The following is a 24,643-nucleotide window of genomic DNA, read 5'->3' on the forward strand; positions in this document are numbered from 1 at the left end:
CTTACGACCAACGGGAATTTCCAAGCGTGGATCTTGATTACACCGACGAGCAGAAGGCCTTCCGCCAGGAAGTGCGCTCCTGGCTCGAAAAGCATGTGCCCGGCAAGCCGCTGCCGTCCTTCGACGCCAGCCGCGAGGGTTTCGAGGCGCATCGCGCCTGGGAGCGCGTGCTGGCCGAGGGGCGCTGGGGCATGGTGACCTGGCCGGAGAGCTATGGCGGGCGCGGGCTCGACCTGATCCAGTGGCTGATCTTCGAGGAAGAGTATTATCGTGCCGGAGCGCCGCTGCGCGTCAACCAGAACGGCATCTTCCTGCTCGGCCCGACGCTGATGGAATATGGCACCGACGAGCAGAAAGCACGCTTCCTGACCGCGATGGCTTCGGGCGAAGAGGTCTGGGCGCAGGCCTGGTCCGAGCCGCAGGCCGGTTCCGACCTGGCGTCTGTACGCGCGACCGCCGTGCTCGAAGGCGACGACTATGCGCTCAAGGGCCACAAGATCTGGTCGTCGCGCGCCGTCTTCGCCGACTGGGCTTTTGGGCTGTTCCGCACCGATCCGGCCTCGCAGCGCCACAAGGGCCTGTCGCTGATCTTCTTCCCGCTCGACGCTCCGGGCGTGCGGGTGCAGGCGATCCCGCAGATCGATGGTGAAACAGGCTTTGCCGAAATCTTCCTCGACGACGTCCGCGTGCCCGCCTTCAACCGTCTCGGCGGTGAGGGCGAGGGCTGGAACATCTGCATGGCAACCGCCGGCTTCGAGCGCGGCCTGATGCTGCGCAGCCCGGCGCGCTTCCAGGTGGCAGCGCGCAAGCTGGTCGAGCTCTACAAGGCGCATGAGGCCGAGGTCGAGCCGACGGTGCGTACGGCGGTTCTACAGTCCTGGATGGACGCGGAAGCTTATGCGTTGTCGATCTACGCCACCGCATCGCGGCTTGCCGCCGGCGGCCATATCGGTGCCGAGGCCAGCACCAACAAGATCTTCTGGTCGGAAATGGACATCGCCATGCACAAGGCGGCATTGTCGATCCTGGGCGCTCGCGCGGAACTGCTGCGCACGGCGCCCGAGGCCGGTGACATCGGCCGCTGGCTGGACGGCTACTTCTTCTCGCTGGCAGGGCCGATCTATGCCGGCTCGAACGAGATCCAGCGCAACATCATCGCCGAGCGTATGCTCGGGCTGCCGCGCGCGTAAGGGGAGGCGAAAAGATGGATTTCCGTTTCTCCGAAGAACAGACGATGACGGCTGACGTCGTCCGGGAACTGCTCAATGATGTCTGCCAGCCGGCCGACCTGCGCCGGCTGATGGGCGAGGGCGCTGCCCGCGACGAGGCCCGCTGGGCCAAGATCGTCGAGATGGGCCTCGCCGGCGCGCTGGTGGCCGAAGACAAGGGCGGGCTCGGCCTGTCCGCGATCGACTTCGTGCAGATCGCCGAGGCTGGCGGCTACGTCGGACTGCCGGAACCGCTGGTCGAAAATGCCGGCGTGGCGCTGCCGCTGCTTGCTGCCTTCTCCGACAAACCCAGCGCCGCTGCTTTGCTTGAGCGGGCTCTGGCGGGCGAGGTGACGATCACGGTGGCGCATCCGGCAAATCCCTTCGTCGCCGATGCTGACACGGCCGAGGCGGTGCTGATCGTCCACGATGGCGCTGTGCATCTGGTCGAAGCCGCCAAGGCAAAGATCGTAGCGCAGCCAAGCGTCGACCCGTTTCGCCGGCTGTTCACGGTCGAGTTCGAGCCGAGCGCCGAAACGCTGGTCGCCAGCGCTGATGAGGCTGCGGCACCACTGGCTGCCGCGCTCGACCGGGGCGCGCTGTTTGCGGCCGCGCAGATGCAGGGTGTTGCCCAGCGCTGCGTCGATCTCGGCGTCGCCTACGCCAAGGAACGCCAGCAGTTCGGCAAGCCGATCGGCGCCTACCAGGCGGTCAAGCATCACCTCGCCACCGCCCAGGTGAAGATCGAGTTCGCCCGGCCGGTGCTGCATGCGGCAGCCGCCCAGCTGGAAAACGGCGACCTCTACAGCCGCGCCCGTATCTCGCAGGCCAAGCTTGCCTGTGCCGATGCCGCCGATGTGGCCGCCCGCACCTCGATCCAGGTGCATGGCGCCATGGGCTATTCCTGGGAGGTGGACGTGCACTTCTTCCTCAAACGCGGCATTGCGCTGACCAGTTGGTGGGGCGGCACTGCCTTCCATCGCGAGCGCGTCGCCGCCCGCGTCTTTGCGCGTCCGCTCGGACCCGAACACACCTTTGCCAGGGAGGCAGAAGATGCCTGAAGCCTATATCGTCGACGCCATCCGCACGCCGGTCGGCCGCAAGAAGGGCTCGCTTGCCGGTCTCCACTCGGCCGATCTCGGCGCTCAGCCGATCAAGGCTCTGATTGCTCGCACCGGCATCGACCCGAACGCGGTCGATGACGTCATCTACGGCTGCACCGACACGATCGGCTCGCAGGCCGGCGACATTGCTCGGACCTGCTGGCTGGTGGCGGGCCTGCCCGACCATGTGCCCGGCGTGACCGTCGACCGTCAGTGCGGTTCCGCCCAGCAGGCGGTGCACTTCGCCGCCCAAGCGGTGATGAGCGGCACGCAGGACCTGGTGATTGCCGGCGGCGTGCAGAACATGAACATGATCCCGATGGCGTCGGCCATGCTGGTCGGGCCGCAGTTCGGCATTCCTGATCCGTTCAGCACCTCGCCGGGCTGGCTCGCCCGCTATGGCGACCAGGAGGTCAGCCAGTTCCGCTCGGCCGAGATGATCGCCGAGAAGTGGCAGTGCAGCCGCGACGAGATGGAGCAGTTTGCGCTCGAAAGCCATCAGCGCGCGATTGCCGCGATCGATGCCGGCCGCTTCGCCGGCGAGATCGTGCCCGTCGGCGACTTCGCGGTGGACGAGACGCCACGCCGCGACACTTCGCTCGACAAGATGGCGGCGCTGAAGACGCTGATCGAGGGAGGCCGCGTTCATGCCGGCGTCGCCAGCCAGAATGCGGATGCGTCGGCGGCCCTGCTGATCGCGTCCGAACAGGCTGTGAAGGATCACAACCTCAAGCCGCGCGCTCGTATCCACCACATCAGCGTGCGTGGCGACGACCCGGTGTGGATGCTGACGGCGCCGATCCCGGCGACACACCATGCGCTGGCGAAGACCGGCCTCAAGATCGAGGATATCGACCTGTTCGAGTGCAACGAGGCCTTTGCCTCGATCCCGCTCGCCTGGATAAAGGATCTCGGCGTGCCGCGCGACAAGGTCAACGTCAACGGCGGCGCGATTGCGCTCGGCCACCCGCTGGGCGCCACCGGCGCGCGCATCATGACGACGATGTTGAACGAACTGGAGCGCCGCAACGGCCGCTACGCGCTGCAGACCATGTGCGAAGGCGGCGGCCAGGCCAACGTGACCATCATCGAAAGGCTCTGACCATGCCGTGTTATGCCTTCGAGGGCATCGTGCCAGTGGTCGACCCGTCGACCTACCTGCACCCGACGGCGGTGCTGATCGGCGACGTGACCATCGGGCCGCGCTGCTACATCGGCCCTGGAGCGTCGCTGCGGGGTGATTTCGGCCGCATCACTGTGGTGGGCGACGCCAGCGTGCAGGACAATTGCACCTTGCATACAGGTGCGGGCTCCGACTGCATCGTCGGCCGAGGTGCTACCGTAGGCCACGGCGCCATCCTGCATGGCTGCACGGTGGGCGAAAATGCGCTGATCGGCATGAATGCCGTGGTGCTCGATGGTGCGGTCATTGGCGACGACAGCCTGGTGGCCGCTCTCAGCTTGGTGAAGAACGAGGTGGTGACGCCACAGCGCAGCCTGATCGCCGGCAATCCGGCCAAGGTGATCAAGGAAATGCCGGAAGCCGCCATCATCTGGCGCAACAATGGCGACGGCGAATACCAGCGGCTGGCAGACCGGTCGCTTGCCGATCTCGTGGAATGCGAACCGCTCCGCACGGTGGAGCCCGACCGCAAGCGCAATGCCGGCCAGGCCCGCGCCGTGCGGCTGTCGACCAAGGCAAAGTGAGAAGGACTGACATGGCAGGGATCTGCGAAAACAGGGTTGTGATCGTCACCGGCGCCGGCCGCGGCTTGGGCCGCGCCTATGCGCTGGGCCTCGCGGCCGAAGGTGCGAAGGTCGTGGTCAACGATCTCGGCGTCGGCACTCATGGCGACGCGACGGCGGAGACGCCGGCGCAGCAGGTGGTCGACGAGATCAAGGCGATGGGCGGCCAAGCCGTCGCCAACTATGACGACGTCACCGATTTCGAGGCCGGCGGCCGCATCGTCAAGGCAGCGCTCGACGCCTTCGGCGAGCTGCATGCCGTGGTCAACAATGCCGGCTTCGTGCGCGACCGCATGTTCGTGTCGTGCACGCCGGACGAGTGGGACGCGGTGCTGCGCGTGCATCTGCGCGGTCATTTCTGCGTCAGCCGCCACGCCGTCGACTACTGGCGCGCCCAGCAGAAGGCCGGCAAGACCGTCGACGCGCGCATCATCAACACCTCGTCGGGCGCCGGTCTGCAGGGCAGCGTCGGCCAGAGTGCCTATTCGGCGGCCAAGGGCGGCATAGCCTCGCTGACCCTGGTGCAGGCAGCCGAGCTTCGCCGCTATGGCATCACCGCCAACGGCCTCGCGCCGAATGCCCGCACGCGCATGACCGAGACGGCCTTTGCCGAGGCCATGCAGGCGAAAGACGGCGAGTTCGACATTTTCGCGCCCGAGAACACAGCACCTCTGGTCGCCTGGCTGTGCAGCTCGGCGTCTGCCGATGTCACCGGCCAGATCTTCGAGCTGATTGGCGGCAAGATCCGCGTCTGCCTCGGCTGGAACGACGGTCCGGAGTTCGACAAAGGCAGCCGCTGGGACGCGGTCGAACTCGGCGACCGGATCAAGGAATTGGTGGCAACGCGTCCAGCGCCCAAGGCCGTCTACGGCGCGTAGGTCAGTTGCTAACGTTATCGAGAGGGCGTCGGGCAACCGGCGCCCTTTTTCTTTGCCGGCAAGTTCTCCTGGAAAGGCATCGGTAGACGGCACTGGCTACCAAGTGACGGCCACGAAAAAGGGGCGACGCTTGCGCACCGCCCCTATGTATTCAATCTTTCACCTGCCGCTCCGGACCCCGCGTCGGAGGGCAGGCGGGCGCGGTCAGGCGTCCTGGGGGACCTCTTCGCGCAGGATGTTCTTGAGCACCTTGCCTTGCGGGCTGGTGGGCAGGGACGGGCGGATATCGACGCTGCGCGGGCATTTGTAGTTGGCCATGTTAGCGCGCGACCAGTCGATGATGTCCTTCTCGGTGGCGTTGGTGCCAGGACGCAGCACGACATAGGCCTTGCCGACCTCGCCGAGGCGCTCGTCTGCCACGCCGATGACGGCGACGATGCCGATGGCCGGGTGCTGGCTCAGGATGCGCTCGATCTCGGCCGGATAGCAGTTGAAGCCGCCGGTGATGTACATGTCCTTGAGACGGTCCTCGATGCGCAGGTTGCCGTCGGTGTCGAAGTAACCGATGTCGCCGGTGTGCAGCCAGCCCTCAGGGTCGATGGTCTTGGCCGTCGACTTGGGGTCGTTGAAATAGCCCTTCATGACGATGTAGCCACGGATCACCACTTCACCGGGCTTGCCGTCGGGCAGGAAATGGCCGTCGTCGCCCATGATGCGGACTTCGACGCCGGGGGCTGCCTTACCGGCGGTGTTGGCGATCACCTCGTCCGGATCGGTCGCCAGGCACATTGTGCCGTAGCCGCCGCATTCGGTCAGGCCATAGCCGTTGACCACGCCGGCGAAACCGAGCTCTTCGCGCATGCGGCGGATGAGGATGGACGGCACGACGGCGCCGCCGGTCACACCGAGGCGCAGGCTGGAGGTGTCGAACTTTGCCAGTTCGGGATGCTGGAGCATGCCCTGGAAGATGGCGGGCGGGCCGGGGATGACGGAGATCTTCTCCTCGGCGACGCGCTTGAGGATTTCGCCGGCATCATAGGTGAGATGCGGCATCAGCACCGCGCCGCGCATCAGCGAAACGATGGCGCCTGAGCGGTAGCCGAAGGCGTGGAAGAAGGGCGGGATGACCAGGATGCGGTCATGCTCGCGGATGCCGACGCGCGTTGCCCAGGCGTCGATCGCCTGCAGGCACTGCTGGTGGCCATACATGACACCTTTGGGATAACCCGTGGTGCCAGAGGTGAAGAGCATGTCGCAGAGGTCGTCGGGGCCGACAGTTGCCTCGCGCGCGGCGAGCTCGGCATCGCTGACCGTGTCGCCGGCGGCGACGAAGCTGTCCCAGTCGCGGTCGCCGTTGCGCGGGTCGCCAATGACGACCACTTCGCGCAGCAGCTCGCGCGTCTCGGCACGAATTTGGTCAGGATAGTAGGTGTTGAGGAAGTCGCCGACCGAAAACAGCACCGAAGTGCCGCTGCGCTTGACCAGTTCGGCGATCTCAGCACCCTTGAAGCGGGTGCTGGCCGGGATCAAGACCGCACCTGCAGTGACGAGGCCGAGTGCGGTGGCAAACCATTTCCAGGTATTCGGCGCCCAGATCATGATGCGGTCGCCCTTCTGGACGCCGGCGGCGATCATCGCCTTGGCGACGCGCTTGCGCATGGCGTCGATCTCGACGAAGTTCAGCACGACGCCGTTGTCTTCGACTGCCGTGCGCGTGCCATAGACCTCGGCCGCGCGTGCGCAGAGGGCAGGAATGGTGGTGAACTTCCAGTCGGCGTCTTCTGAGATCATCTGTCTACCTGGAGGCACTGGGCCTGTTCGAAGGTATGGCGGCCGCGGACGCGGTTGCCGGGCTAGTGTGGCGGGAACATAGGCGTCGGCGGGCGGCCAGCATCGTCCGAAGAGACGAATAAACCTTACGGCGACCGACATAAAGGCTGTAGGACTGCGTGTTGACGCACGCGCGCTGGACCACGCCTGGAGTTACGACATGAGCAATGCCCCGCAACCAGCTGCCTTCGAGGGCAGGGTCGTCATCGTGACCGGCGGCACCAAGGGCATCGGCCGCGCGATTGCCGAAGGCTTTCTCGGCGCGGGCGCGACCGTCGTCGTCTGCGCACGCACCGAGCCCGACAGCCTGCCGCATTCGAATGGTAACAGGGCGATCTTCATGCAATGCGACGTGCGCACGGCCCAGGCCTGCAAGGAACTTGTCGATCGCGTCGGTGAGGAACATGGCCGCATCGACGTGCTGGTCAACAATGCCGGCGGCTCGCCTCATGTTGATGCCGCAACGGTATCGCCGCGCTTCTCCGACGCCATCGTCAATCTCAACCTGATGGCGCCGGTCTACCTGTCGCAAGCGGTCTACCACTGGATGGCCAGGCTGCCGGAAGGCGGCAACATCATCAATATCGCCAGCGTTTCCGGCCGCCGGCCATCGCCGGGCACCTCGGTCTATGGCGCTGCCAAGGCCGGTCTGCTCAGCCTGACCACCAGCTTGGCGCAGGAGTGGGCGCCCAAGGTGCGCGTCAACGCCATCATTGTCGGCCTCATCGAGACCGAGAAGGCGGACGAGACCTATGGCTCGCGCGAAGCCCAGCAGGCAATTGCTGCCTCGGTGCCGATGAAGCGCATGGGACGTGGCGACGACATCGCGCGTGCCGCCCTCTACCTCGCCAGCCCGACCGCGACCTTCGTCACCGGCGCCCAGCTCGAGGTTCATGGCGGCGGCGAGACCCCGCTGTTCCTCGACCTGATCAAGCGTTACGCACCGGACGCGAACTGACCGTGGTTGAACGGGCGGAAGGAGCAGGTGCCACGCCCGATCACGACCTGTTGGTCGAATTGCTCTACGCCGGAATCAGTGAAGCAAAGCCCTTCGACAGTTTTCTCAAAGGGCTGCGGTCTTCAGTTGATGCCGAAAGCAGTACGCTGATCATCGAGCGACAGCGCCGCGACCGACCGGGTGCGATCTATTCCGGTGCTGCGTCCGAAGAGCGCATCGCCCGCTACAACGACCTCTACGCGCAAGACCCCTTCATCGACCTGCCGCTCGGCAAGGTGACGACGCTGGCCGAGCTCGTCGGCGAGGAAGGGTTCTCGCGCTCGGAATTCATGACCAGCTTCATGACCGGCTCCGGCTGGATGCATGTCGTGGGTGCCGATATTGTGGAGCCGTCGGGCGCAAGGGTGCGGATGCGTGCCACACGGGTGCTGGGCCGGGACAATTTCGGCAACGGCGAGCGGGAGACGTTCAGCCGCCTGCTGCCGCATTTGACGCAAGCGATGGGCCTGTTCCTCAGGCTGAACGGGCTCGAGACCGAACGCGAGTTGTTTGCGGGCGCGCTCGGGCGGCTGGCGGTGGGTGCCATCATCGTCGACCGTGATTGCCGCATCCTGCAGGCAACGCCGCAGGCGGAGACCATCCTGGCCGAAAAGGATGTACTGAAGAACGACCGAGGACGGCTGCGCCTGCTCGACGAGGCCGGGCCGAGCGGTGCGTTCAACGCAGCGGTGGCGGAAATTGCGGACGCCCGCGATGCCTCCTTTGCCGGCTCGCGGGCGTTCTCGATACATCGCTCCAGCGGCGAGGCGCTCGGGCTCGTTGTCAGGCCGGCGCCACATTCGACCAAGCTGCAGGCGCCGCTGCGCGGGGCGGCACTCGTCATCATCGCCGACGCCGGCAACAGCGTTGCGCCGCAGCCGGCGGTGCTGGTCAGGCTGTTCGGCCTGACGCCGGCCGAAGCCGAGCTCGCCGCGCTGATGGGGCAGGGCCTTGACCTCGACGATGCCAGTGCTGCGCTCGGCATCACCAAGAACACCGCCAAGGCGCATCTGCGCATGGTGTTTTCCAAGACCGGCGTGAACAGGCAGAGCGAGCTCGTGCGCCTGTTGCTGCGCTCGGTCGACGAACTGGGTTAGAGGTCCCTTCTCACTTCACGCAATTGCTCGGGCTCGCCCGTTCGAACGATGCCTCAAGCCACTGCCTACGCGATGCTGCGATCATTGTAGGACGTGGAGTGCGGAATGTCCCTTGAGATCAACGAACTGGTGACGGATACGCGGGCAGCGATGCGCCGGCTGGCGAAATCGGTGGTGATCCTGACCACGAGCCACGAGGGCCAAAGGCTTGCCATGGCCGCGACCGCGGTCGACAGCCTGAGCATGGAGCCACCGTCGCTGCTCGCCTGCGTTAACCGAAGCGCCTCGATCTTTGCTGCCTTCCAGGCGAAAAATCCGTTCTGTGTCAATATATTGGCGCGTAATCATGAAGCATTGGCGCAACGTTGTGGCGGTCAGGTGAAGGGCGAGGCGCGTTTTGCCGAGGGCGACTGGCGCGAGCGCGATGGCATTCCATATCTCGGCGATGCCCAGGCCAACATCTTCTGCGCCAATGACGGCGAGTTCTACTACGGCACCCATGGCGTGTTCGTCGGACGGGTCACCGAAGTCGCGCTGTTCGGCAGCATCGAGCCGCTGATCTATGCCGATGCCCGTTATGTCGGCGCGCATCTGGCGATGTAGCGAGGACCAAGACGGCTCCTGGAATCAAAGAAGGCCGGCATATTGATGCCGGCCTTTGTCGTTTCGGATGCAGAAGAGGCGGCCGGGGGCACCGGCCGCTGGCTGTCTATTCGGCGGCAGCTATGCGCAGCTTCTTGCCGCGGAAATGCGGGATGACCTCGCTGCCGATCAGTTCGATCGTCTCCATGATCGCCTCATGCGGCACGGTGCCCATCTGCGACAGGAACATGATCTCGTCGGCGCCGGCCTCGAACAGGCGCTCGACATAGCGGATGCAGTCCTCAGGCGTGCCGTAGGCGTCGTTGATGTCGTCGAGATAACCATAGGCCTGGGGATTGTAGGCGATCTTGTCCTCGCCGAGCTTGGCGAATTTGTGCTCGCGCACCTTGTCGAGCGCGGCCAGATGCTCTTCCGGGCTCATGTCGTCGACCTCAGGCTTTGGGCCGCCCTGGTACCAGTGCGACAGCGCCTCGGCAAAGAAGCGCTGTCCGCGCAGGCCGATGCGCCGCGCTTTGTCGCGGTCGCGCAGGACGATGGCCGGGCATAGCGCCGAGAGGTGCTCGGTCGGGCGGAAGCCGACCTGGTCCTCCGCTTTGCGCTCGGCAAAGGCCTTGCGGTAGGCGTCGCTCTTGGTCTTGATCTCGTCGGGGCCGCCGAAGCCCATGACCAGCGCACCGAGGCCGCGCGAACCAGCTGTCAGCACCGCCTCCCAGCGGGTGCAGGCCATGTACATGCGCGGGTGCGGTTGCTGCAGCGGTTTGGGATGGACGGGCCGGCCCGGGAATTTGATGTACTGGCCGTCATGCTCGACCAACTCCTCGGTAAAGAGGCGCGGGATCAAATACATGCTCTCGTCGATCAGCGGCTGCAGTTCGGACAGCTGGTAGCCGAACGCGCCGGCTTCCTGCTGGCTGCCGCCCTTGCCAACGCCGAAATTGACGCGGCCATTGGACAGGATGTCGAGCATGGCGACGCGCTCGGCCACCTTGATGGGATGGTTCATCGCCGGCGGCAGGCAGACGACGCCGTGGCCGATCTCGAGTTTCTTCGTCTGACCGGCAACGAAGGCCAAAAAAGTTTCCGGCGCCGACATGTGCGAATATTGCGTCAGGCCGTGGTGCTCAACGCACCAGACGCCGTCGAAGCCGCTCCTGTCGAGCTGCACGCACTGTTCCGCCATCTCGCGGAACATCTGCTGTTCGGCTTCCCGGTGGGTTTCGGCGATCTGCGCCTCGTAGATCATGGAAAATTTCACTGGCAGGCTCCTCCACTTGAGACATTTGCCCTTTCGGCATGGGCTGGAGTCTCGGGGCGAAGGCCGCGAAATTCATCGTTCGATCGGGTGAGGGCCGTTTTGCGGCTGATGCCATTGGGCCAGGCGAGGCAGCTTCTGGTTCAATTCAATGGTCCTTATGGACGATGCCGGTCAATCGCGTTAGGCCGAAACGGCGGCATCGATTTCCTTGGAGACCAGACTATGACTTCCAGCATTCTGAGCCGGCGCGCGCTCGTCGCCGCCTTGACGTCGTTCACCGCCCTGGCAGCTGCCGGCACGGCTCGGGCCGAGGAGACGATCAAGATCGGCGGCATCATGTCACTGACCGGCGCGGGCGCCTCGATCGGCAAGAATGCGGAGGTTGCCTGGAAGCGCGCAGTCGACGACATCAATGCCGCCGGCGGCATTCTGGGCAAGAAGGTCGAGCTGGTGCTGGCCGACACGATGACCGACCCGACGCATGGCGTCAGCGAGATGCGCCGCCTGATCGAGAGCGAGAAGGTTGCGGCAGTGGTCGGCCCGGCGACCAGCCAGGAAACGACGCCGCTGATGCCGATCGGCACCGAGGCCAACATTGCCCAGATTTCGAGCGCGGCCTCGACTGCGCTTACGCCCAAGGTCGGCCCGTACCATTTCTCGACCTCGCCGATCGGCGAGAACCAGATGATCCCCAACATCGCCTACGCGCTCGACACGCTGAAGCTGACCAAGCTGGCGCTGATCTCGGACAATGGCGGCATGTCGAAGGCGGCGGTGTCCGACATCGTCAACTACATGAAGGGCAAGGGCGTCGAGCCGGTTGCCATCCAGGAATTCGCCTTCCGCACCGAGGACATGACCCCGCAGCTGTTTTCGCTGCGCAACTCCGACGCCGAAGCGGTGCTGCTGATCAACTCGATCGGCGACGATGCCCGCAAGATGCTGGAAAACCGCTATGACATCGGCTGGGACGTGCCGGTGCTGGCAAGCCTGACCATGACCAACTACGCCGTCGGCAACGCCGCAACCATCGGCACCGAGCCATTCGAGGGTGTCTATTCGGTGCAGTTCGAGGGCATGACCTACTGCCCGGGCGATGCGCTGGGCGAAAAGCCGTTCGCCAAATTCGCCGAAAAGGCCAAGGCCGACATCGCCGACCTCGACCGCATGGGCGGGCCTTCGGCGCTGGTGCCCTATTACATCCAGCCCTTCATCCTGGCCGCTGCCATGAACGGCTCGGGCAAGACCGACGGCAAGTCGGTCGCTGCCTGGATCGAAGCCAATGCCGGCGAGATCAAGACGCTGACCGGTAAGCTGGCGGCCAGCGCCGACAACCACTTCCTGCCGTCGGTTGAGAGCCTCAAGGTCGTCAAGAATCCCTACCAGCTGCGCGAGGACGGTCTCGTCGAGCGCGCCGACTGCGCCCAGTAAGCAGCCGAACGGTTGATTTTGCGAAAGGCGTCGCCGGTTTCCGGCGGCGCCTTTTTCATTGGCTCACCCGATCGAACGATGCGGCGAACCGCCGGGCCGTCCTTCATTTCGGCTGAGGAAGATGCCGGGGGAGGTTGGCTATGGAATTGGCGCTCGATGCGGATATTGCTGAGATGGCGGAGATCATCGCCAGGCGACCACCGCTCGATCTCACCAATGTCGACATCCCGGCATTGCGCGCTGCAGTGAACGCGGCGGGATGGCCGACCGAGCGCACCGAGATGGCCTCGGTCGAAGACATCGTCGTTGCAGGGCGCGCGCGAGACATCTCGGCGCGACTCTATAAGCCCCGGCATGGCGATCTGCTGCCGCTGCTCGTCTTCCTGCATGGCGGCGGGTTCGTGCTGTGTTCGCTGGAGACGCATGACAATTTCTGCCGGGCGCTGGCCAAGGCGGGCGATTGCGCGGTGCTGTCGGTCGACTACCGGCTGGCGCCGGAACACCGGTTTCCGGCGGCCTATGAGGATGCTTCGGCGGCACTGGAATGGGCGGCCGCCAACGCATCAGCGCTGGGTTGTGACGCAGAGAGACTAGCGCTGGCTGGCGACAGCGCCGGGGGCAACCTGGCAGCCGCCGCAGCGCTCCATGCTTCATCGGAGATCCGCCTGAGACTTCGGCATCTGTTGCTGTTCTATCCCGCTTCGGATCCGACGGCCTCCGGCACCAGCTACGAAACCTTCCCAAAGACACCGTTCCTCAGCGCCGAGATGATGCGCTGGTACTGGCAGCAATATGTCAGTGAGCCGGCCTATCTGGCCGATCCACGCGTCGCGTTGCTGCGGTCGCCCGATCTCGCGGGGTTGCCCCAGACGACGGTCGCCATAGCCGAATTCGACCCGCTGCGCTGCGAGGTCGAGGCCTTCTGCGCGGCGCTTACCGAGGCGGGCGTCGATCTCGATACACGACGCTACAACGGCGTCTCGCACGGCTTTGCCAGCATGGTCGGTCTGATCGGCAAGGCGCGGCTGGCGATCGACCATGGCGGCGCGAGGCTGCGCGCCGCCTTCGCCAGGAGTGCGTGAGATGCTGGAGGCAAGGCTGGCGCGCGCCGAGGCAATGCTCGACATCATCGCGCTCGAAGCGCGTTATGCCCGGGCGTGGGACAGCGGCGATGGCGCTGCGTGGGCCGATGTGTTCACCGCCGACGGCGTGTTCGAGATCGCGGCCGTCGGCGATCGCCCGGCGCAGAAGGTCGAGGGGAGGGACCAACTGGCGGCTTTCTGCCTTGATTTCACGTCGAAATACTCAGGCGTTCACGTGCCCGGCCTGCCGCTGCTCGACATTGACAGCGACAAGGCGACCGGTCACCTGCATTTCCAGTTCGTCGCCATCGGCCGGCTTGCCCCGAACCACACGATGAGCCGTACCGCCTGCGGCCAGTATGACGTGCGTTATCGCAGGACCGATGAGGGTTGGCGCATGGCCCACCGGCTGGAAAAGGCGTTCAGCAGTGCGCGTAGCGAATTCTTCGATTTCTGAGCTTTAACGCCTTTCCTCGAGGATCAGATCGGCGGCGCGCCAGGCCAGGGCCATCACCGGGCCGTTGGTGTTACCCGAGATCGGCGCCGGGATGACCGAGGCATCGACGACGCGCAGGCCATCGACGCCATGGACGCGCAGCCGCTCGTCGACGACAGCGTCAGCGTCGTTGCCCATCCGGCAGGTGCCGATCGCGTGCAATCCAGATACGAAGGTCGAGCGGAAGGCGGCGAGCATGTCTTCGTTCGATTGCACCGCTGGGCCGGGCCATAGCTCTTGCTTTACGAACGGCTGCAAGGCCGGCTGGGCGACGAAGTCACGCATGATGCGCATCATCGCGACCGCCGCCCGCCGGTCGTTTTCGGTCGCCAGCCAGTTCGGCCGGATCGAGGGCATGTCGCGCATGTCGGCCGAGCGCATCGTGATCTCGCCGCGGCTTTCCAGCCGCAGGGCATAGCCAATGATGGTGATGCCGGGCTGGTCCTCCAGCTTCAGCCGGCCTTGCAGCAGCCCGCGGGCGAAGGTGTAGGGCGACAACGACAGCTGCAGGTCCGGATAGGCGACGTCAGGCGAAGAGCGGACGAAGCCGCCCATTTCGGAAGCGCCGAAACTCATCAGCCCGGTGCCGGCGAAATAATAACGCAGCACCTCGCCGACGAGGCGTAGGCCGCTGAGTCGGCGGTTGTGGCCGTGCATTGCGGCGAGGCGATAGGGAAGTGCTACCACAAGATGTTCGGCGAAGTTGCGGCCGACGCCAGGCAATTCCGCCACTGTCCGGATGCCGGCAGCCGAAAGCGCATCAGGGCGGCCGATGCCTGATACCTGCAGCAATTGCGGCGACTGGATCGCGCCACAGGCGACGATGACCTCTTTTGCTGCTCGCGCGGTGTGCTGCCGACCGCCCACGGCATATTCGACGCCGACCGCCCGACGGCCGTCGAACAGGATGCGCAGGACCTGCGCGCCGGTGCGGACGACGAGGTTCTTGCGCCGCATCGCCGGCCGGAGGAAAGCGCGAGCCGCGCTCATGCGCCGCCCCTTGTGATCAACCGTATGGGTGTAGGTGCCGACGCCATCTCGCCTGATGCCGTTGAGATCGTCGAGACGATCGAGGCCGAGCGAAGCGCCTGCGTCGAGGATCGCCTTGCCGAGCGGATCGGCGAGCGGACGGACGCTGATCTGCAAAGGACCATTGCCGCCCCTGATGGCATCGCCGCCCAACTGGTGGTTCTCGATCTTGTGGAAGACGGGCGCCATGTCGGACCAGTTCCAACCCGTCACGCCGAAATCGGCCCAGCCGTCGTAATCCTCCGGTGCGCCCCGGCAATAGAGCATGCCGTTGATCGAGCTCGAGCCGCCAAGCCCGCGGCCGCGCGCCCATGTCTCGGCTTCCGGCCGGCCTTCTTCATGCTCGACTGGAAAGTTCCAGGAGCGTTTCGGATGCTTGGTCAGCTTGACCCATCCCCGGGGCATCCGGACCAAGGGATGAAGGTCCGATGGTCCGGCCTCGAGGACAAGCACCCTGTGTCCCGAGTCCTCGCTCAGCCTGTTGGCCAGCACGCAGCCGGCCGAGCCGGCGCCGACGATGATCGTATCGAATTCACTCATGCCGCGATGTCTTGCGCGTGCGCGCCGGCTCGCATCCTGCAAACGAACTAACCCAGGCAAGCTTTGCTCAGGTCCAGGCCGACATATGCGGTAGTCCGCATGGACGATGTTCGGTTCTCCCGCATCCTGTGATTTCTCCTTGAGGAGTCGTCACGCCATGCAGCGTGGCGGCCTTGCGCGCACATCAATGCCGGCGCGCATCCAGACCGGCACCAAAGCCTACGTTCCTGGGGAGGAATGACATGAAGAAATCCATTCTCGCGGCAGCTCTGCTGCTGTCGACCGCGCTGACCGCCGCTGCACAGGACGCCAGCGTCAAGCTCGGCGTACTCAACGACCAGAGCTCGTCCTTCTCCGCGCTCGGCGGCACCGAGGTGACCGAGGCGGTCAAGCTCGCCATTTCCGACTTCGGCGGCCAGGTGCTGGGCAAGCCGATCGAACTGGTGTCGGCCGATCACCAGAACAAGCCGGAAATCGCACTGTCGATCGCCCGCGAATGGCTGGAGCGCGACAATGTCGACGCGCTGTTCGACGTCGCCAATTCGGCGATCGCGCTGTCCGTCAACAACCTTTTGGGCGAACAGAAGAAGCTCGGCTTCTTCGTCTCGCCGATGACCGACAAGATGACCGAAGCCGATTGCAACGGCTACGGCATGGCCTGGGCCTACGACGCCTATTCGCAGGTGCGTTCGTCGGTCAGCGCCCAGCTAAAGGCCGGCGGCGAAACCTGGTTCATCCTGTCGCCCGACTACGAGGCCGGCAAGGTGATGGAAGCGGGCGTGAAGACCGCTGTCGAGGACGAGGGCGGCAAGATCCTCGGGCAGGTGCGCGCGCCGCTCGGCACCACCGATTTCTCGTCCTACATCCTGCAGGCGCAGGCATCGGGCGCCAAGGTGCTGGCGCTGACCGTCAACGGCCCCGAACTGATCAACGCGCTGAAGCAGGTGCAGGAGTTCGGGCTGATCGACCAGGGCATGCGCGTGGCGGTGACCGTGCTGCATCAGTCGGACGCGCGCGCAATCGGCCTTGAAGCGCTGAAGGGCATCCAGTTTGCCGCCGCCTGGTACTGGAACACTGACGACGCATCCAAGCATTTCAAGGAAGAGATGCAGAAGAAGACCGGCAATGCGCCGGGCTGGGTCGCGGCGGGTGCCTATTCGGCTGCCACCAACTACCTGAACGCCGTCAAGGCCGCCGGCACCGACGAGCCGACCGCAGTGCTCGCCAAGCTGCGCGAAGGCAAGATCAACGACCTGTTCGCGAAGAACGCGACGCTTTTGCCCAACGGCCGCCTCGTGCACGACATGCAGCTGCTCGAAGTGCGCGCGCCAGGTGAAGCATCCGATGCGCAGGACGTGTTCAAGGTGGTGACGACGGTTCCTGCCGAGCAGGCCTTCCGCTCGATCGACAAGAGCGCCTGCAAGCTGGCCAAGGGCTGAGCCGATAGCGCCGGGTGGCGGCTTCGTCGCCCGGCGCCTTCACCTATGGGAGCGACGACTTGCCCGGCTATCTGATCTTCGAGATCGAAATCACCGACGAGGCCGCCTGGCAGCATTATCGCGAGGTCGCAGGCCCGATCATGGCCGCCGGCGGCGGGCGTTTCATCCTGTCGAGCGACCGTATCGAAAGCCTCGAAGGTGGCTGGCAGCCGGCATCGATATCGGTGGTCGAGTTCCCGAGCGCAGAGCACGCCAGGCGTTTCTACCATTCGGAAGACTACCAGAAGGTGGTGGCGCTCAGGCAGCTGGCATCCCGCGGCAAGGGCATTCTCGTCGACGCATGACGGGCGGCGTGGGCCGCACATTTCTAAGAGTACGTGGAGGACAAGGTGCAGCAAGGCACTGCGGACGACTACATCATCGAGGCGTCCGGGCTGAGCCGGTATTTCTACGGCTTCGCCGCCGTGAAGGACGTTGACCTCAAGGTCCGGCGCAACACCATCCACGCCCTGATCGGCCCGAACGGCGCCGGCAAGACGACGACCTTCAACCTGATCACCAAGTTCCTTTCGCCGAGCGAAGGCACGATCCGATACAACGGCGAGGACATCACCGCGCTGAAGCCGGAAGAGGTGGCGCGCAAGGGCATTGTCCGCTCGTTCCAGATCTCGGCGGTGTTTCCGCGCATGAGCGTGCGCGAAAACGTGCGCATGGCGCTGCAGCGGCCGACGGGTACGTCCTATCGCTTCTGGCAGAGCGAACGCACGCTCGGCGTGCTCAACGACCGCATCGACGAGCTGCTCGACGCCGTCGGCATGCTGTCCTATCGCAACCACGTCGCGGTCAATCTGCCTTACGGGCGCAAGCGCGCACTGGAGATTGCGACGACCCTGGCACTCGATCCCGAGATGCTTTTGCTCGACGAGCCGACCTCGGGCATGGGGCACGAGGACGTCGACCGCATCGCCGAACTGATCCGCAAGGTAGCAAGCGAGCGCACGGTCCTGATGGTCGAGCACAATCTGTCGGTGGTTTCAGCCCTTTCCGACACCATCACCGTGCTGGCCCAGGGTCGTGTGCTGGCCGAAGGCAACTACGAGACCGTGTCGCGCGATCCGCGCGTTGTCGAAGCCTATATCGGTGGCGCAGATGACTGAGACTTCAAAGGTGGTGCTCGACATCGCCGACCTGCATGCCTGGTACGGCGAGAGCAAGGCGCTCCACGGCATGAATTTCGACATTCGCGAAGGCGAGCTCGTCACGCTGCTCGGCCGCAACGGTGCCGGCAAGACGACAGCGCTTCGTTGCATCATGGGGCTGGTGCGCAAGAAGACGGGTGCCATCACCTATCGCGGCGAGAACGTCGCGGCGCGTGCGCCCGAGATCATTGCCCGGCGCGGCATCGCCTATTGCCCTGAGGAGCGTGGCATCTTCTCGAGCCTTTCCGTCGCCGAGAACTTGGAGCTGCCTCCGGTCATCGCCAAGGGCGGCATGACGGTGGACGAGATTCTCGACCTGTTTCCCAATCTCAAGGCACGCTGGCAGAGCCCCGGCACCAAGCTGTCCGGCGGCGAGCAGCAGATGCTGGCCATCGGCCGCATCCTGCGCACGGGCGCCAAGCTGTTGATCTTCGACGAGCCGACCGAGGGCCTTGCGCCTGTTATCGTCAAGCAGATCGCGGTGGTGCTCGAAAAGCTGAAGGCGAGGGGTTTCACCATTCTTCTGGTCGAGCAGAACTTCCGCTTCGCCTCGAAGCTCGCCGACCGGCATTTCGTCGTCGACCACGGCAAGGTGGTCGAGCGCTTCAGCCGCGATGAACTCGCTGGCAACGAAGCCAAAATCCAAGCTTATCTCGGGGTGTGATGGCCATGATGGACCTGATTGGCGTTCCGCCAACCCTTCTTTTCGGCCAGTTGCTCGTCGGCCTCATCAACGGTTCGTTCTACGCCATGATGAGCCTCGGCGTGGCGATCATCTTCGGCATGCTGCGCATCGGCAACTTCGTCCATGGCGCGCAATACATGCTGGGTGCGTTTGGCGCGTGGTACCTGATGCGCTTGCCCGAACTGTTCCCCGGGCTCGGCCTGCCATCCATCGGCTACTGGTGGGCGCTGGTCATCGTCCCGCTGGTGGTGGCTGTCATCGGCGCACTGATGGAGCGCATCTTCATCCGCCGTGTCTATGATCTCGACCATGCCTACGGCCTGCTTTTGACCGTCGGCCTCGCCATGGCGATCGAGGGTGCCTTCAACGTCTATTACGGTGCCGCCGGCCAGATGTACGGCGTGCCGGAGTCTCTGAAGGGCGGCATCAATCTCGGCTTCATGTTCCTGCCGATCTACCGCGCCTGGGTGATCGCCGCAGCAATCGTTGTCTGCTTCGGCACCTGGTACATGGTCGAACGCACCAAGCTCGGCTCCTACCTCCGGGCTGCGACCGAAAACCCCGACCTCGTGCGTGCCTTCGGCATCAACGTGCCGCGCCTGCTGATGCTGACCTATGCCTTCGGCGTCGGCCTTGCCGGTTTCGCCGGCGTCATGGCAGCCCCGATCTACCAGGTCAGCCCGCAGATGGGGCAGGGCATGATCATCACCATCTTCGCTGTCGTGGTCATCGGCGGCATGGGCTCGATCTTCGGCGCCATCGTCTCCGGCCTGATGCTCGGCGTGATCGAGGGCCTGACCAAGGTCTTCTATCCGCAGGCCTCGGCAACCGTGATCTTTATCATCATGGCGCTGGTGCTGATCTTCCGCCCGGCCGGCCTGTTCGGCAAGGAAACGACAAGCCACTCGGTCGCCGACGTCTCGTCGGGCCGCTCCGGCAGCTTCCTCGAGAACGGTCGCCTGTGGCTCGCGATCTTCACGGTCGGCGGCGGCATCTTGCCGTTCCTGATCTATCCCGTCATGGGCATGAAGATCCTCGTGTTGGCGCTGTTCGCGCTCGCCTACAATCTTATCTTCGGCTACGTCGGCCTGCTTGCCTTCGGCCATGCCGCCTTCTACGGCGCGTCGGCTTATGTGACGGCGCATGCCGCTGCCGCCTGGGGTTTGCCGACCGAGCTCTGCATCCTTCTGGGCGTAGCGGTGGCAACCGCAATCGGCGCACTGTTCGGCTGGCTGGCGATCCGCCGGCAGGGGCTCTACTTCGCCATGATCACGCTGGCGTTGGCGCAGATCATCTATTTCTACGCAGTGCAGGCGCCATGGACCCATGGCGAGGACGGCATCCAGTCGGTGCCGCGCGGCATGCTGTTCGGCGTCATCGATCTCTCCAACACGTTGAACATGTATTACGTGACGCTCGCCGTGTTCCTGGTCGGCTTCGCCTTCGTCTACCGCATCATCCACTCGCCTTTCGGCCAGACACTGAAGTCGATCCGCGAGAACGAACCGCGCGCCATTTCGCTCGGCTATTCGACCGACCGCTTCAAACTGATCGCGTTCACGCTTTCGGCGATGCTGTCTGGCGTCGCAGGTGGCCTCAAGGCGATCATCTTCCAGCTGGCGTCGCTGGCCGACGTGTTCTTCATGACCTCGGCCGACGTGCTGTTGATGACGTTGATCGGCGGCGTCGGCACGCTGCTCGGACCGGTGGTCGGTGCGGCAGTGCTGGTGACGCTGCAGCGCGAGCTGGCGACCCTCGGCGCCTGGGTGGTGGTGGTGCAGGGCATCATCTTCGTTCTGTGCGTGCTGTTCCTGCGCAAGGGCATCATCGGCACGCTGGAAGAATTCCTGGCGAACCGCGCCGAGCGCAAGGCCCAGCAGACGGCTGACCGAACCGAGGCCACGACCAAGGTGGCGCAATGAGCGCGCCTTCTACAATCGTGATCGGGATGGGGCCCGGGCTTGGCCAGGCTTTGGTGAAGAAGTTCGCGCGCGAAGGACATCGTGTTGCCTTCGTCGGCCGTCGCGCCGAAGCGATTGCGCGCTATGAACACGATCTAAGGGCCGAGGGGCTCGATGTCGCCGGTTTCGTCGGCGATGCCGGCAAGCCGGAAGAGATGGGCTGCATCCATGCCACGATCCGCGACCGCCATGGCGATGCCGAAGCGCTGATCTACAACGCCGCCATCATCGAGCCGGCGCGCTTCGTCACGCCGTCGCGGCTGGGCGAGGTGAAATACGGCACCGCCGACGGCTGGACGTCGCATGGCGAACCAGCCAGCGTCGACTATGTCGTCGATGCCTTCAGAACTAACGTTGCGGGTGCGCTGCATGCGGCGCAGGCCGTTGCGCCTGGCATGATTGAGCGCGGCCGCGGCACGATCCTGCTCACCGGCGGCGTGCTCGCCTTTGGCCCCTGGATCGAATGGGGCGTGACCTCGCTCGGCAAGGCGGCCCTTCGCAGCCTCGGGCACTCGCTGGAGAAAGAGCTTTCGCCTGCGGGTATCCATGTGTCGACCGTCGCCATCCATGGCACGATGCAGGCCGGCACGCCCTACGACCACGATCTGGTCGCCGAGGCCTACTGGAAGCTGCATGTCCAGCCGCGCGCAGAATGGCAGCCGGACTTCCACTTCAAGCAGGACGCCGATGACGGCGGGGATCCCGACGCATGAGCGCGCCGTCGATCCGGTTCGACGGCAAGCGGGTGCTGGTGACTGGCGGCGCCAGCGGCATTGGTGAGACGGTTGCGAGATTGCTGAGCGATCTCGGCGCGCGCGTGGTCATTGCCGACCTCAACCGTGACCAGCTCGATCCGGCGGCGGAACGCACCTCAGCAGTGGGCGCAACCCAGGGCGACGTCGCAAGTGAAGACGATGCAGAACGCATGGTCAGGGAAGCGATAGCTGCTCTCGGCGGGCTCGACCTCGTTTTCAACTCGGCTGGTATCGGCGACGACCTGGTGCCGGTGCACGAGCAGTCGGTGGAACGCTGGCAGCGCGTCATCGACGTCAACCTCAAGGGCACTTACCTGATGTGCCGTGCCGCATCGCGGCCGATGCTGGCGCAGAAGCGCGGCGCCATCGTGAACGTGTCGTCCATCGTCGGGCTCGGCGGTTTTCCAAGGCGCTCGGCCTATGCGGCGGCCAAGGCCGGCATCAACCACCTGACGCACACGCTGGCCTGCGAATGGGGTCCGTCGGGCATCCGCGTCAACGCAATCGCGCCAGCCTATACGCTGACGCCGATGGTTCAGGCTTTGCTCGAGCGCAAGGCATTCGACCCGACGATCCTGGAACGGCGCACGCCGCTCGGTCGGCTGGCGCTGCCGGAGGAAATGGCGCGGGCAGCGGTGTTCCTGCTGTCGGACTGGGCGTCCTACATCACGGGCACGGTGCTGCCGGTCGATGGCGGTTGGAGCGCATTCGGTGGCGCGGGGGACGTGGCGAGCGCCTGATCGAAGTCCAATCCCTTGGCGGCAACGTATTGTCAGCAAAAGAAAAAGGCCGCGCACTACGCGGCCTTTCGTTTTGGCGTTTGTGGGCTCACTTGTTCCTGAAATCGTCCAGTCGGTTTTCGCGCAGCGCCAGCACTAGCTCGCGCTTGCGGATCTTGGCTGCCTCGACCGGCATGGTGTCGATGAAGTGGACGGCGCGAGGGGCCTTGTAGGCGGCGAGGCTCTCGCGGCAGTAGCGGATCAGTTCTTCCGCCGTCGCGTCCTGTCCCTCAACCTTGACGATCACGGCGACCGGGATTTCGCCCTTGCTCTCGTCGGGCGTGCCGACCACCGCGCACATCGCGACCGCGGGGTGCTTGTAGAGCAGCGCTTCGATCTCGAGCGGATAGACATTGTGGCCGCCGGCGATGATGACGTCCTTCTTGCGGTCGACGATGAACAGATAGCCGTCTTCGTCAACATAACCGAGGTCGCCCGACTTCCAGCCGCCATTGCCGAAGGCTTCTGCTGATGCCTTTTCGTCCATCCAGTAGCCCTGGGCGACGCAATCGCCCGAGATGATGACCTCGCCGATCTCGCCCTGCGGCATGGCGTTGCCTTCGTCGTCGACGATTGCGATGCGCGAGCTGCCGACGGGCAGGCCAGCCGAGCCCGGCTTGCGGATGCCAGCGGTTGGCTCCATGACGTTCTGGCCGCTTGTTTCGGTCGAGCCGTAGACCTGGGTGACACGCGCACCCGACAATTCCTCGAAGCGGCGGATGACTGGCTGCGGCACTGGCGAGCCGCCGGTCGTGCAGATGCGAAGCGACGACAGGTCGTGCTTGGCCGGATCGACCTCGTTGACCATGTAGACATACATTGTCGGCGTGCCGCCGAAATAGGTCGCCTGGTACCTGCCGATGTCGGAAAGCACACGCTGGGTGTCCCAGCGCTCGTGCAGGACGATGGTACCGCCGGTATAGAGGCAGAGGTTGAGCGTCACCGTCAGGCCGAAATTGGTGAACAGCGGCACGGCGCAGAGGTAAACCTCCTCAGCGAAGCGCGTGCGGTGGGACACCATCATGTCGCGCAGCGTCGAGCACTGGTTGAACTGCGATTGCGCGGCACCCTTGGGCGCGCCTGTTGTGCCGGAGGTGAAGAACAGGGCGCAGATGTCATCGATGTGGCAGGCAACGTCCTCGAACGTCTTGGGCGCTGCGGCCATCAACGAGGTGAGGTCGTCGGTGCCGCCGTCGCCGGAGGCCACAAGGCAATGGGCGAGATCGGCAAACTCGGCCCTGATCTCGGAAAAATAGGACCAGGTCGAGCTGTCAGCGACGAGCGCCTTCATGCCGGTCTGGGCAACGATCTTGCGCAGTTCGGCGTGGCGGAACATGGCGCTGAGCGGGGCCGGGATCGCGCTGAGGCGCTGGCAGGCCCAGAAGCCGATCGCCATCATCGGCGTGCTCGGCAGATAGAGCCCGACGCGGTCACCCTTGGCCACGCCGCGTGCCTTGAGCACGTTTGCCAGCTGTGCCGTCAGTTCGGAAAAGCGCGCATAGGTAATCGTCTCCTTGTCGGTGACGATAAAGTTGCGCTCGCCGATCAGCCGTGCGTTCCGCGCCAGCACCTGGCTCAGGATTTCCATGCTCGTATTTCCTGCAGTCGAAATTGGGATTCCGTGGCGAGTTCAAGACCCGGAGGTCGACGCAGGCATCGTCTGCACAGACTAAGCCAGGACAGGCGTACCGGTCACGAAATCAGGATGCCGCCGTCGATGGGCAACTGGTGGCCGGTCATTTTTCGCGACTCGTCCGAGGCCAGATACAGCGCTGCGTTGGCGACATCGATGGGTTCGGCGATGCCGAGCAGATAGGCGTCGAACTGCGCCTTCAGATGCGGCTCGCGCTCGAAGAAGCCGAGCACACGGTCGGTGGCGACCGCTCCCGGCACCAGCACGTTGACGCGGATGTTGTCCTTGGCGAACTCCACTGCCATCGAGCGGGTGAGCGAGATGATACCGCCCTTGGCCGCCGAATAGGCGTCGCGGTTGGGAATGCCCATCGCGCCGACGATGGACGAGCAGTTGACGATCGAACCGCCGCCGGACTGCTGCATCAGGGGAATGGCATTGCGGCAGCAGACCCAGGTGCCGAACAGGTCGAGCTTGATACAGCGCCAGAACTCCTCGAACGGCGCCACCGTCACCGGACCGTCGGCAGAGCTCGAGCCGCCGGCGTTGTTGTAGAGCACGTCGAGACGGCCCCAGGCGTCCATGACGGTCTTGAACGAGGCTTCGACGCTGTCGGGTTCGGTGACGTCTGTCTCGACATAGAGTGCCGTGCCGCCTGACGCATTGATGGACGAGGCGATGGCTTCGCCCTTGTCGCGGCTACGGCCGGCAACCGCCACCTTGGCGCCTTCGTGTGCGAACAGCCTTGCTGCGGCCTCGCCGATGCCGCCGGTCGCGCCGGTGATGAATGCAACTTTGCCTGCCAGACGGGCCATGATGATCTCCTCGAAACTGTACCCGCGAACCTGCGCGCGCGGGTGCCGGCAACATCGTCCGAAGGGACTAAGATTGTTCGGC

General features: G+C 64.8%; 23 protein-coding genes and 1 pseudogene. 19 read left to right on the forward strand and 5 right to left on the reverse strand.

The window, feature by feature from the left end; all coding sequences use genetic code 11:
- The first annotated feature begins 26 nt into the window (after positions 1 to 26).
- The 5 genes from ACSQ3E_RS11790 to ACSQ3E_RS11810 are packed head-to-tail and all read left to right on the forward strand — an operon-like array spanning position 27 to position 4,935.
- Entirely contained in the window at positions 27 to 1,190 is a 1,164-nt protein-coding gene (locus ACSQ3E_RS11790; protein ID WP_436122829.1) for an acyl-CoA dehydrogenase family protein, read from the forward strand.
- Between the two features lie 14 nt (positions 1,191 to 1,204).
- A complete protein-coding gene (locus ACSQ3E_RS11795) occupies positions 1,205 to 2,269 on the forward strand; it encodes an acyl-CoA dehydrogenase family protein (protein WP_436122830.1) in 1,065 nt (354 codons plus the stop codon).
- Entirely contained in the window at positions 2,262 to 3,413 is a 1,152-nt protein-coding gene (locus ACSQ3E_RS11800) for an acetyl-CoA C-acetyltransferase (protein ID WP_436122831.1), read from the forward strand. The genes ACSQ3E_RS11795 and ACSQ3E_RS11800 overlap by 8 nt, the downstream gene beginning before the upstream one ends.
- 2 nt (positions 3,414 to 3,415) lie before the next feature.
- On the forward strand, positions 3,416 to 4,018 hold the full coding sequence (locus tag ACSQ3E_RS11805) for a gamma carbonic anhydrase family protein (RefSeq protein WP_436122832.1): 603 nt from the start codon (positions 3,416 to 3,418) through the stop codon (positions 4,016 to 4,018).
- 11 nt (positions 4,019 to 4,029) lie between these two features.
- Positions 4,030 to 4,935, forward strand: coding sequence for an SDR family oxidoreductase (locus tag ACSQ3E_RS11810; RefSeq protein ID WP_436122833.1), 906 nt, complete (start codon positions 4,030 to 4,032; stop codon positions 4,933 to 4,935).
- Positions 4,936 to 5,139: 204 nt separating this feature from the next.
- On the opposite strand, the gene ACSQ3E_RS11815 is transcribed toward ACSQ3E_RS11810, so the two are convergent.
- Entirely contained in the window at positions 5,140 to 6,726 is a 1,587-nt protein-coding gene (locus ACSQ3E_RS11815; RefSeq protein ID WP_436122834.1) for a FadD3 family acyl-CoA ligase, read from the reverse strand.
- A 199-nt stretch (positions 6,727 to 6,925) separates the two neighbouring features.
- On the opposite strand from ACSQ3E_RS11815, the gene ACSQ3E_RS11820 reads away from it, so the two are divergent.
- From ACSQ3E_RS11820 to ACSQ3E_RS11830, 3 genes are all read left to right on the forward strand, one after another.
- The gene (locus ACSQ3E_RS11820) at positions 6,926 to 7,723 is read left to right on the forward strand and encodes an SDR family oxidoreductase (protein WP_436122835.1); all 798 of its coding nucleotides are present in this window, start codon (positions 6,926 to 6,928) and stop codon (positions 7,721 to 7,723) included.
- A gap of 2 nt (positions 7,724 to 7,725) precedes the next feature.
- Positions 7,726 to 8,859: a helix-turn-helix transcriptional regulator gene (locus ACSQ3E_RS11825; protein ID WP_436122836.1), complete on the forward strand. Its 1,134-nt coding sequence runs from the start codon at positions 7,726 to 7,728 to the stop codon at positions 8,857 to 8,859.
- Positions 8,860 to 8,964: 105 nt separating this feature from the next.
- Positions 8,965 to 9,462 carry a flavin reductase family protein gene (locus tag ACSQ3E_RS11830; RefSeq protein ID WP_310318762.1) on the forward strand — a complete coding sequence of 166 codons (498 nt, stop codon included), beginning with the start codon at positions 8,965 to 8,967 and terminating at the stop codon, positions 9,460 to 9,462.
- A 106-nt stretch (positions 9,463 to 9,568) separates the two neighbouring features.
- Here the strand turns inward: ACSQ3E_RS11830 and ACSQ3E_RS11835 are convergent, their stop codons facing one another.
- Positions 9,569 to 10,717: an LLM class flavin-dependent oxidoreductase gene (locus ACSQ3E_RS11835; protein ID WP_436122837.1), complete on the reverse strand. Its 1,149-nt coding sequence runs from the start codon at positions 10,715 to 10,717 to the stop codon at positions 9,569 to 9,571.
- 222 nt (positions 10,718 to 10,939) lie between these two features.
- Here ACSQ3E_RS11835 and ACSQ3E_RS11840 point away from each other — a divergent pair, with 222 nt between their 5' ends.
- The 3 genes from ACSQ3E_RS11840 (at position 10,940) to ACSQ3E_RS11850 (ending at position 13,687) form a co-directional block, all read left to right on the forward strand.
- Positions 10,940 to 12,148 carry an ABC transporter substrate-binding protein gene (locus tag ACSQ3E_RS11840; RefSeq protein WP_436122838.1) on the forward strand — a complete coding sequence of 403 codons (1,209 nt, stop codon included), beginning with the start codon at positions 10,940 to 10,942 and terminating at the stop codon, positions 12,146 to 12,148.
- 140 nt (positions 12,149 to 12,288) lie between these two features.
- Complete coding sequence (locus ACSQ3E_RS11845; RefSeq protein ID WP_436122839.1) at positions 12,289 to 13,230, forward strand: alpha/beta hydrolase; 942 nt, start codon at positions 12,289 to 12,291, stop codon at positions 13,228 to 13,230.
- 1 nt (position 13,231) lies between these two features.
- The gene (locus tag ACSQ3E_RS11850; protein ID WP_436122840.1) at positions 13,232 to 13,687 is read left to right on the forward strand and encodes a nuclear transport factor 2 family protein; all 456 of its coding nucleotides are present in this window, start codon (positions 13,232 to 13,234) and stop codon (positions 13,685 to 13,687) included.
- Between the two features lie 3 nt (positions 13,688 to 13,690).
- Here ACSQ3E_RS11850 and ACSQ3E_RS11855 read toward each other — a convergent pair whose 3' ends face one another.
- Positions 13,691 to 15,295 carry a GMC family oxidoreductase gene (locus tag ACSQ3E_RS11855; protein WP_436122841.1) on the reverse strand — a complete coding sequence of 535 codons (1,605 nt, stop codon included), beginning with the start codon at positions 15,293 to 15,295 and terminating at the stop codon, positions 13,691 to 13,693.
- Between the two features lie 242 nt (positions 15,296 to 15,537).
- Here ACSQ3E_RS11855 and ACSQ3E_RS11860 point away from each other — a divergent pair, with 242 nt between their 5' ends.
- The 8 genes and pseudogenes from ACSQ3E_RS11860 to ACSQ3E_RS11895 all read left to right on the forward strand — a co-directional run bounded on the left by ACSQ3E_RS11860 (position 15,538) and on the right by ACSQ3E_RS11895 (position 22,074).
- Complete coding sequence (locus ACSQ3E_RS11860) at positions 15,538 to 16,734, forward strand: ABC transporter substrate-binding protein (RefSeq protein WP_310318782.1); 1,197 nt, start codon at positions 15,538 to 15,540, stop codon at positions 16,732 to 16,734.
- Between the two features lie 14 nt (positions 16,735 to 16,748).
- The gene (locus ACSQ3E_RS11865; protein WP_436122842.1) at positions 16,749 to 17,078 is read left to right on the forward strand and encodes a DUF1330 domain-containing protein; all 330 of its coding nucleotides are present in this window, start codon (positions 16,749 to 16,751) and stop codon (positions 17,076 to 17,078) included.
- A gap of 45 nt (positions 17,079 to 17,123) precedes the next feature.
- Positions 17,124 to 17,891 (forward strand): ABC transporter ATP-binding protein, encoded by a 768-nt coding sequence (locus ACSQ3E_RS11870; protein WP_310318788.1) that lies wholly within the window; start codon positions 17,124 to 17,126, stop codon positions 17,889 to 17,891.
- Positions 17,884 to 18,597, forward strand: coding sequence for an ABC transporter ATP-binding protein (locus ACSQ3E_RS11875; RefSeq protein ID WP_436122843.1), 714 nt, complete (start codon positions 17,884 to 17,886; stop codon positions 18,595 to 18,597). Before ACSQ3E_RS11870 ends, ACSQ3E_RS11875 begins: the two co-directional genes overlap by 8 nt.
- A gap of 5 nt (positions 18,598 to 18,602) precedes the next feature.
- Positions 18,603 to 19,511 (forward strand): annotated as a pseudogene (locus ACSQ3E_RS11880) (branched-chain amino acid ABC transporter permease); the annotation flags it as partial.
- 132 nt (positions 19,512 to 19,643) lie between these two features.
- A complete protein-coding gene (locus ACSQ3E_RS11885) occupies positions 19,644 to 20,540 on the forward strand; it encodes a branched-chain amino acid ABC transporter permease (RefSeq protein WP_436122977.1) in 897 nt (298 codons plus the stop codon).
- Positions 20,537 to 21,292: an SDR family NAD(P)-dependent oxidoreductase gene (locus tag ACSQ3E_RS11890; protein WP_436122844.1), complete on the forward strand. Its 756-nt coding sequence runs from the start codon at positions 20,537 to 20,539 to the stop codon at positions 21,290 to 21,292. Before ACSQ3E_RS11885 ends, ACSQ3E_RS11890 begins: the two co-directional genes overlap by 4 nt.
- Positions 21,289 to 22,074: an SDR family NAD(P)-dependent oxidoreductase gene (locus ACSQ3E_RS11895; protein WP_436122845.1), complete on the forward strand. Its 786-nt coding sequence runs from the start codon at positions 21,289 to 21,291 to the stop codon at positions 22,072 to 22,074. The genes ACSQ3E_RS11890 and ACSQ3E_RS11895 overlap by 4 nt, the downstream gene beginning before the upstream one ends.
- A gap of 88 nt (positions 22,075 to 22,162) precedes the next feature.
- Here ACSQ3E_RS11895 and ACSQ3E_RS11900 read toward each other — a convergent pair whose 3' ends face one another.
- Together ACSQ3E_RS11900 and ACSQ3E_RS11905 are read right to left on the reverse strand one after the other, a co-directional pair.
- Positions 22,163 to 23,701 carry a class I adenylate-forming enzyme family protein gene (locus ACSQ3E_RS11900; RefSeq protein WP_436122846.1) on the reverse strand — a complete coding sequence of 513 codons (1,539 nt, stop codon included), beginning with the start codon at positions 23,699 to 23,701 and terminating at the stop codon, positions 22,163 to 22,165.
- Positions 23,702 to 23,805: 104 nt separating this feature from the next.
- Complete coding sequence (locus ACSQ3E_RS11905) at positions 23,806 to 24,561, reverse strand: SDR family NAD(P)-dependent oxidoreductase (protein WP_436122847.1); 756 nt, start codon at positions 24,559 to 24,561, stop codon at positions 23,806 to 23,808.
- Positions 24,562 to 24,643 lie beyond the last annotated feature (82 nt).

It is taken from the genome of Aminobacter sp. LjRoot7, from assembly GCF_964252895.1.
GTDB lineage: Bacteria > Pseudomonadota > Alphaproteobacteria > Rhizobiales > Rhizobiaceae > Aminobacter > Aminobacter aminovorans_B.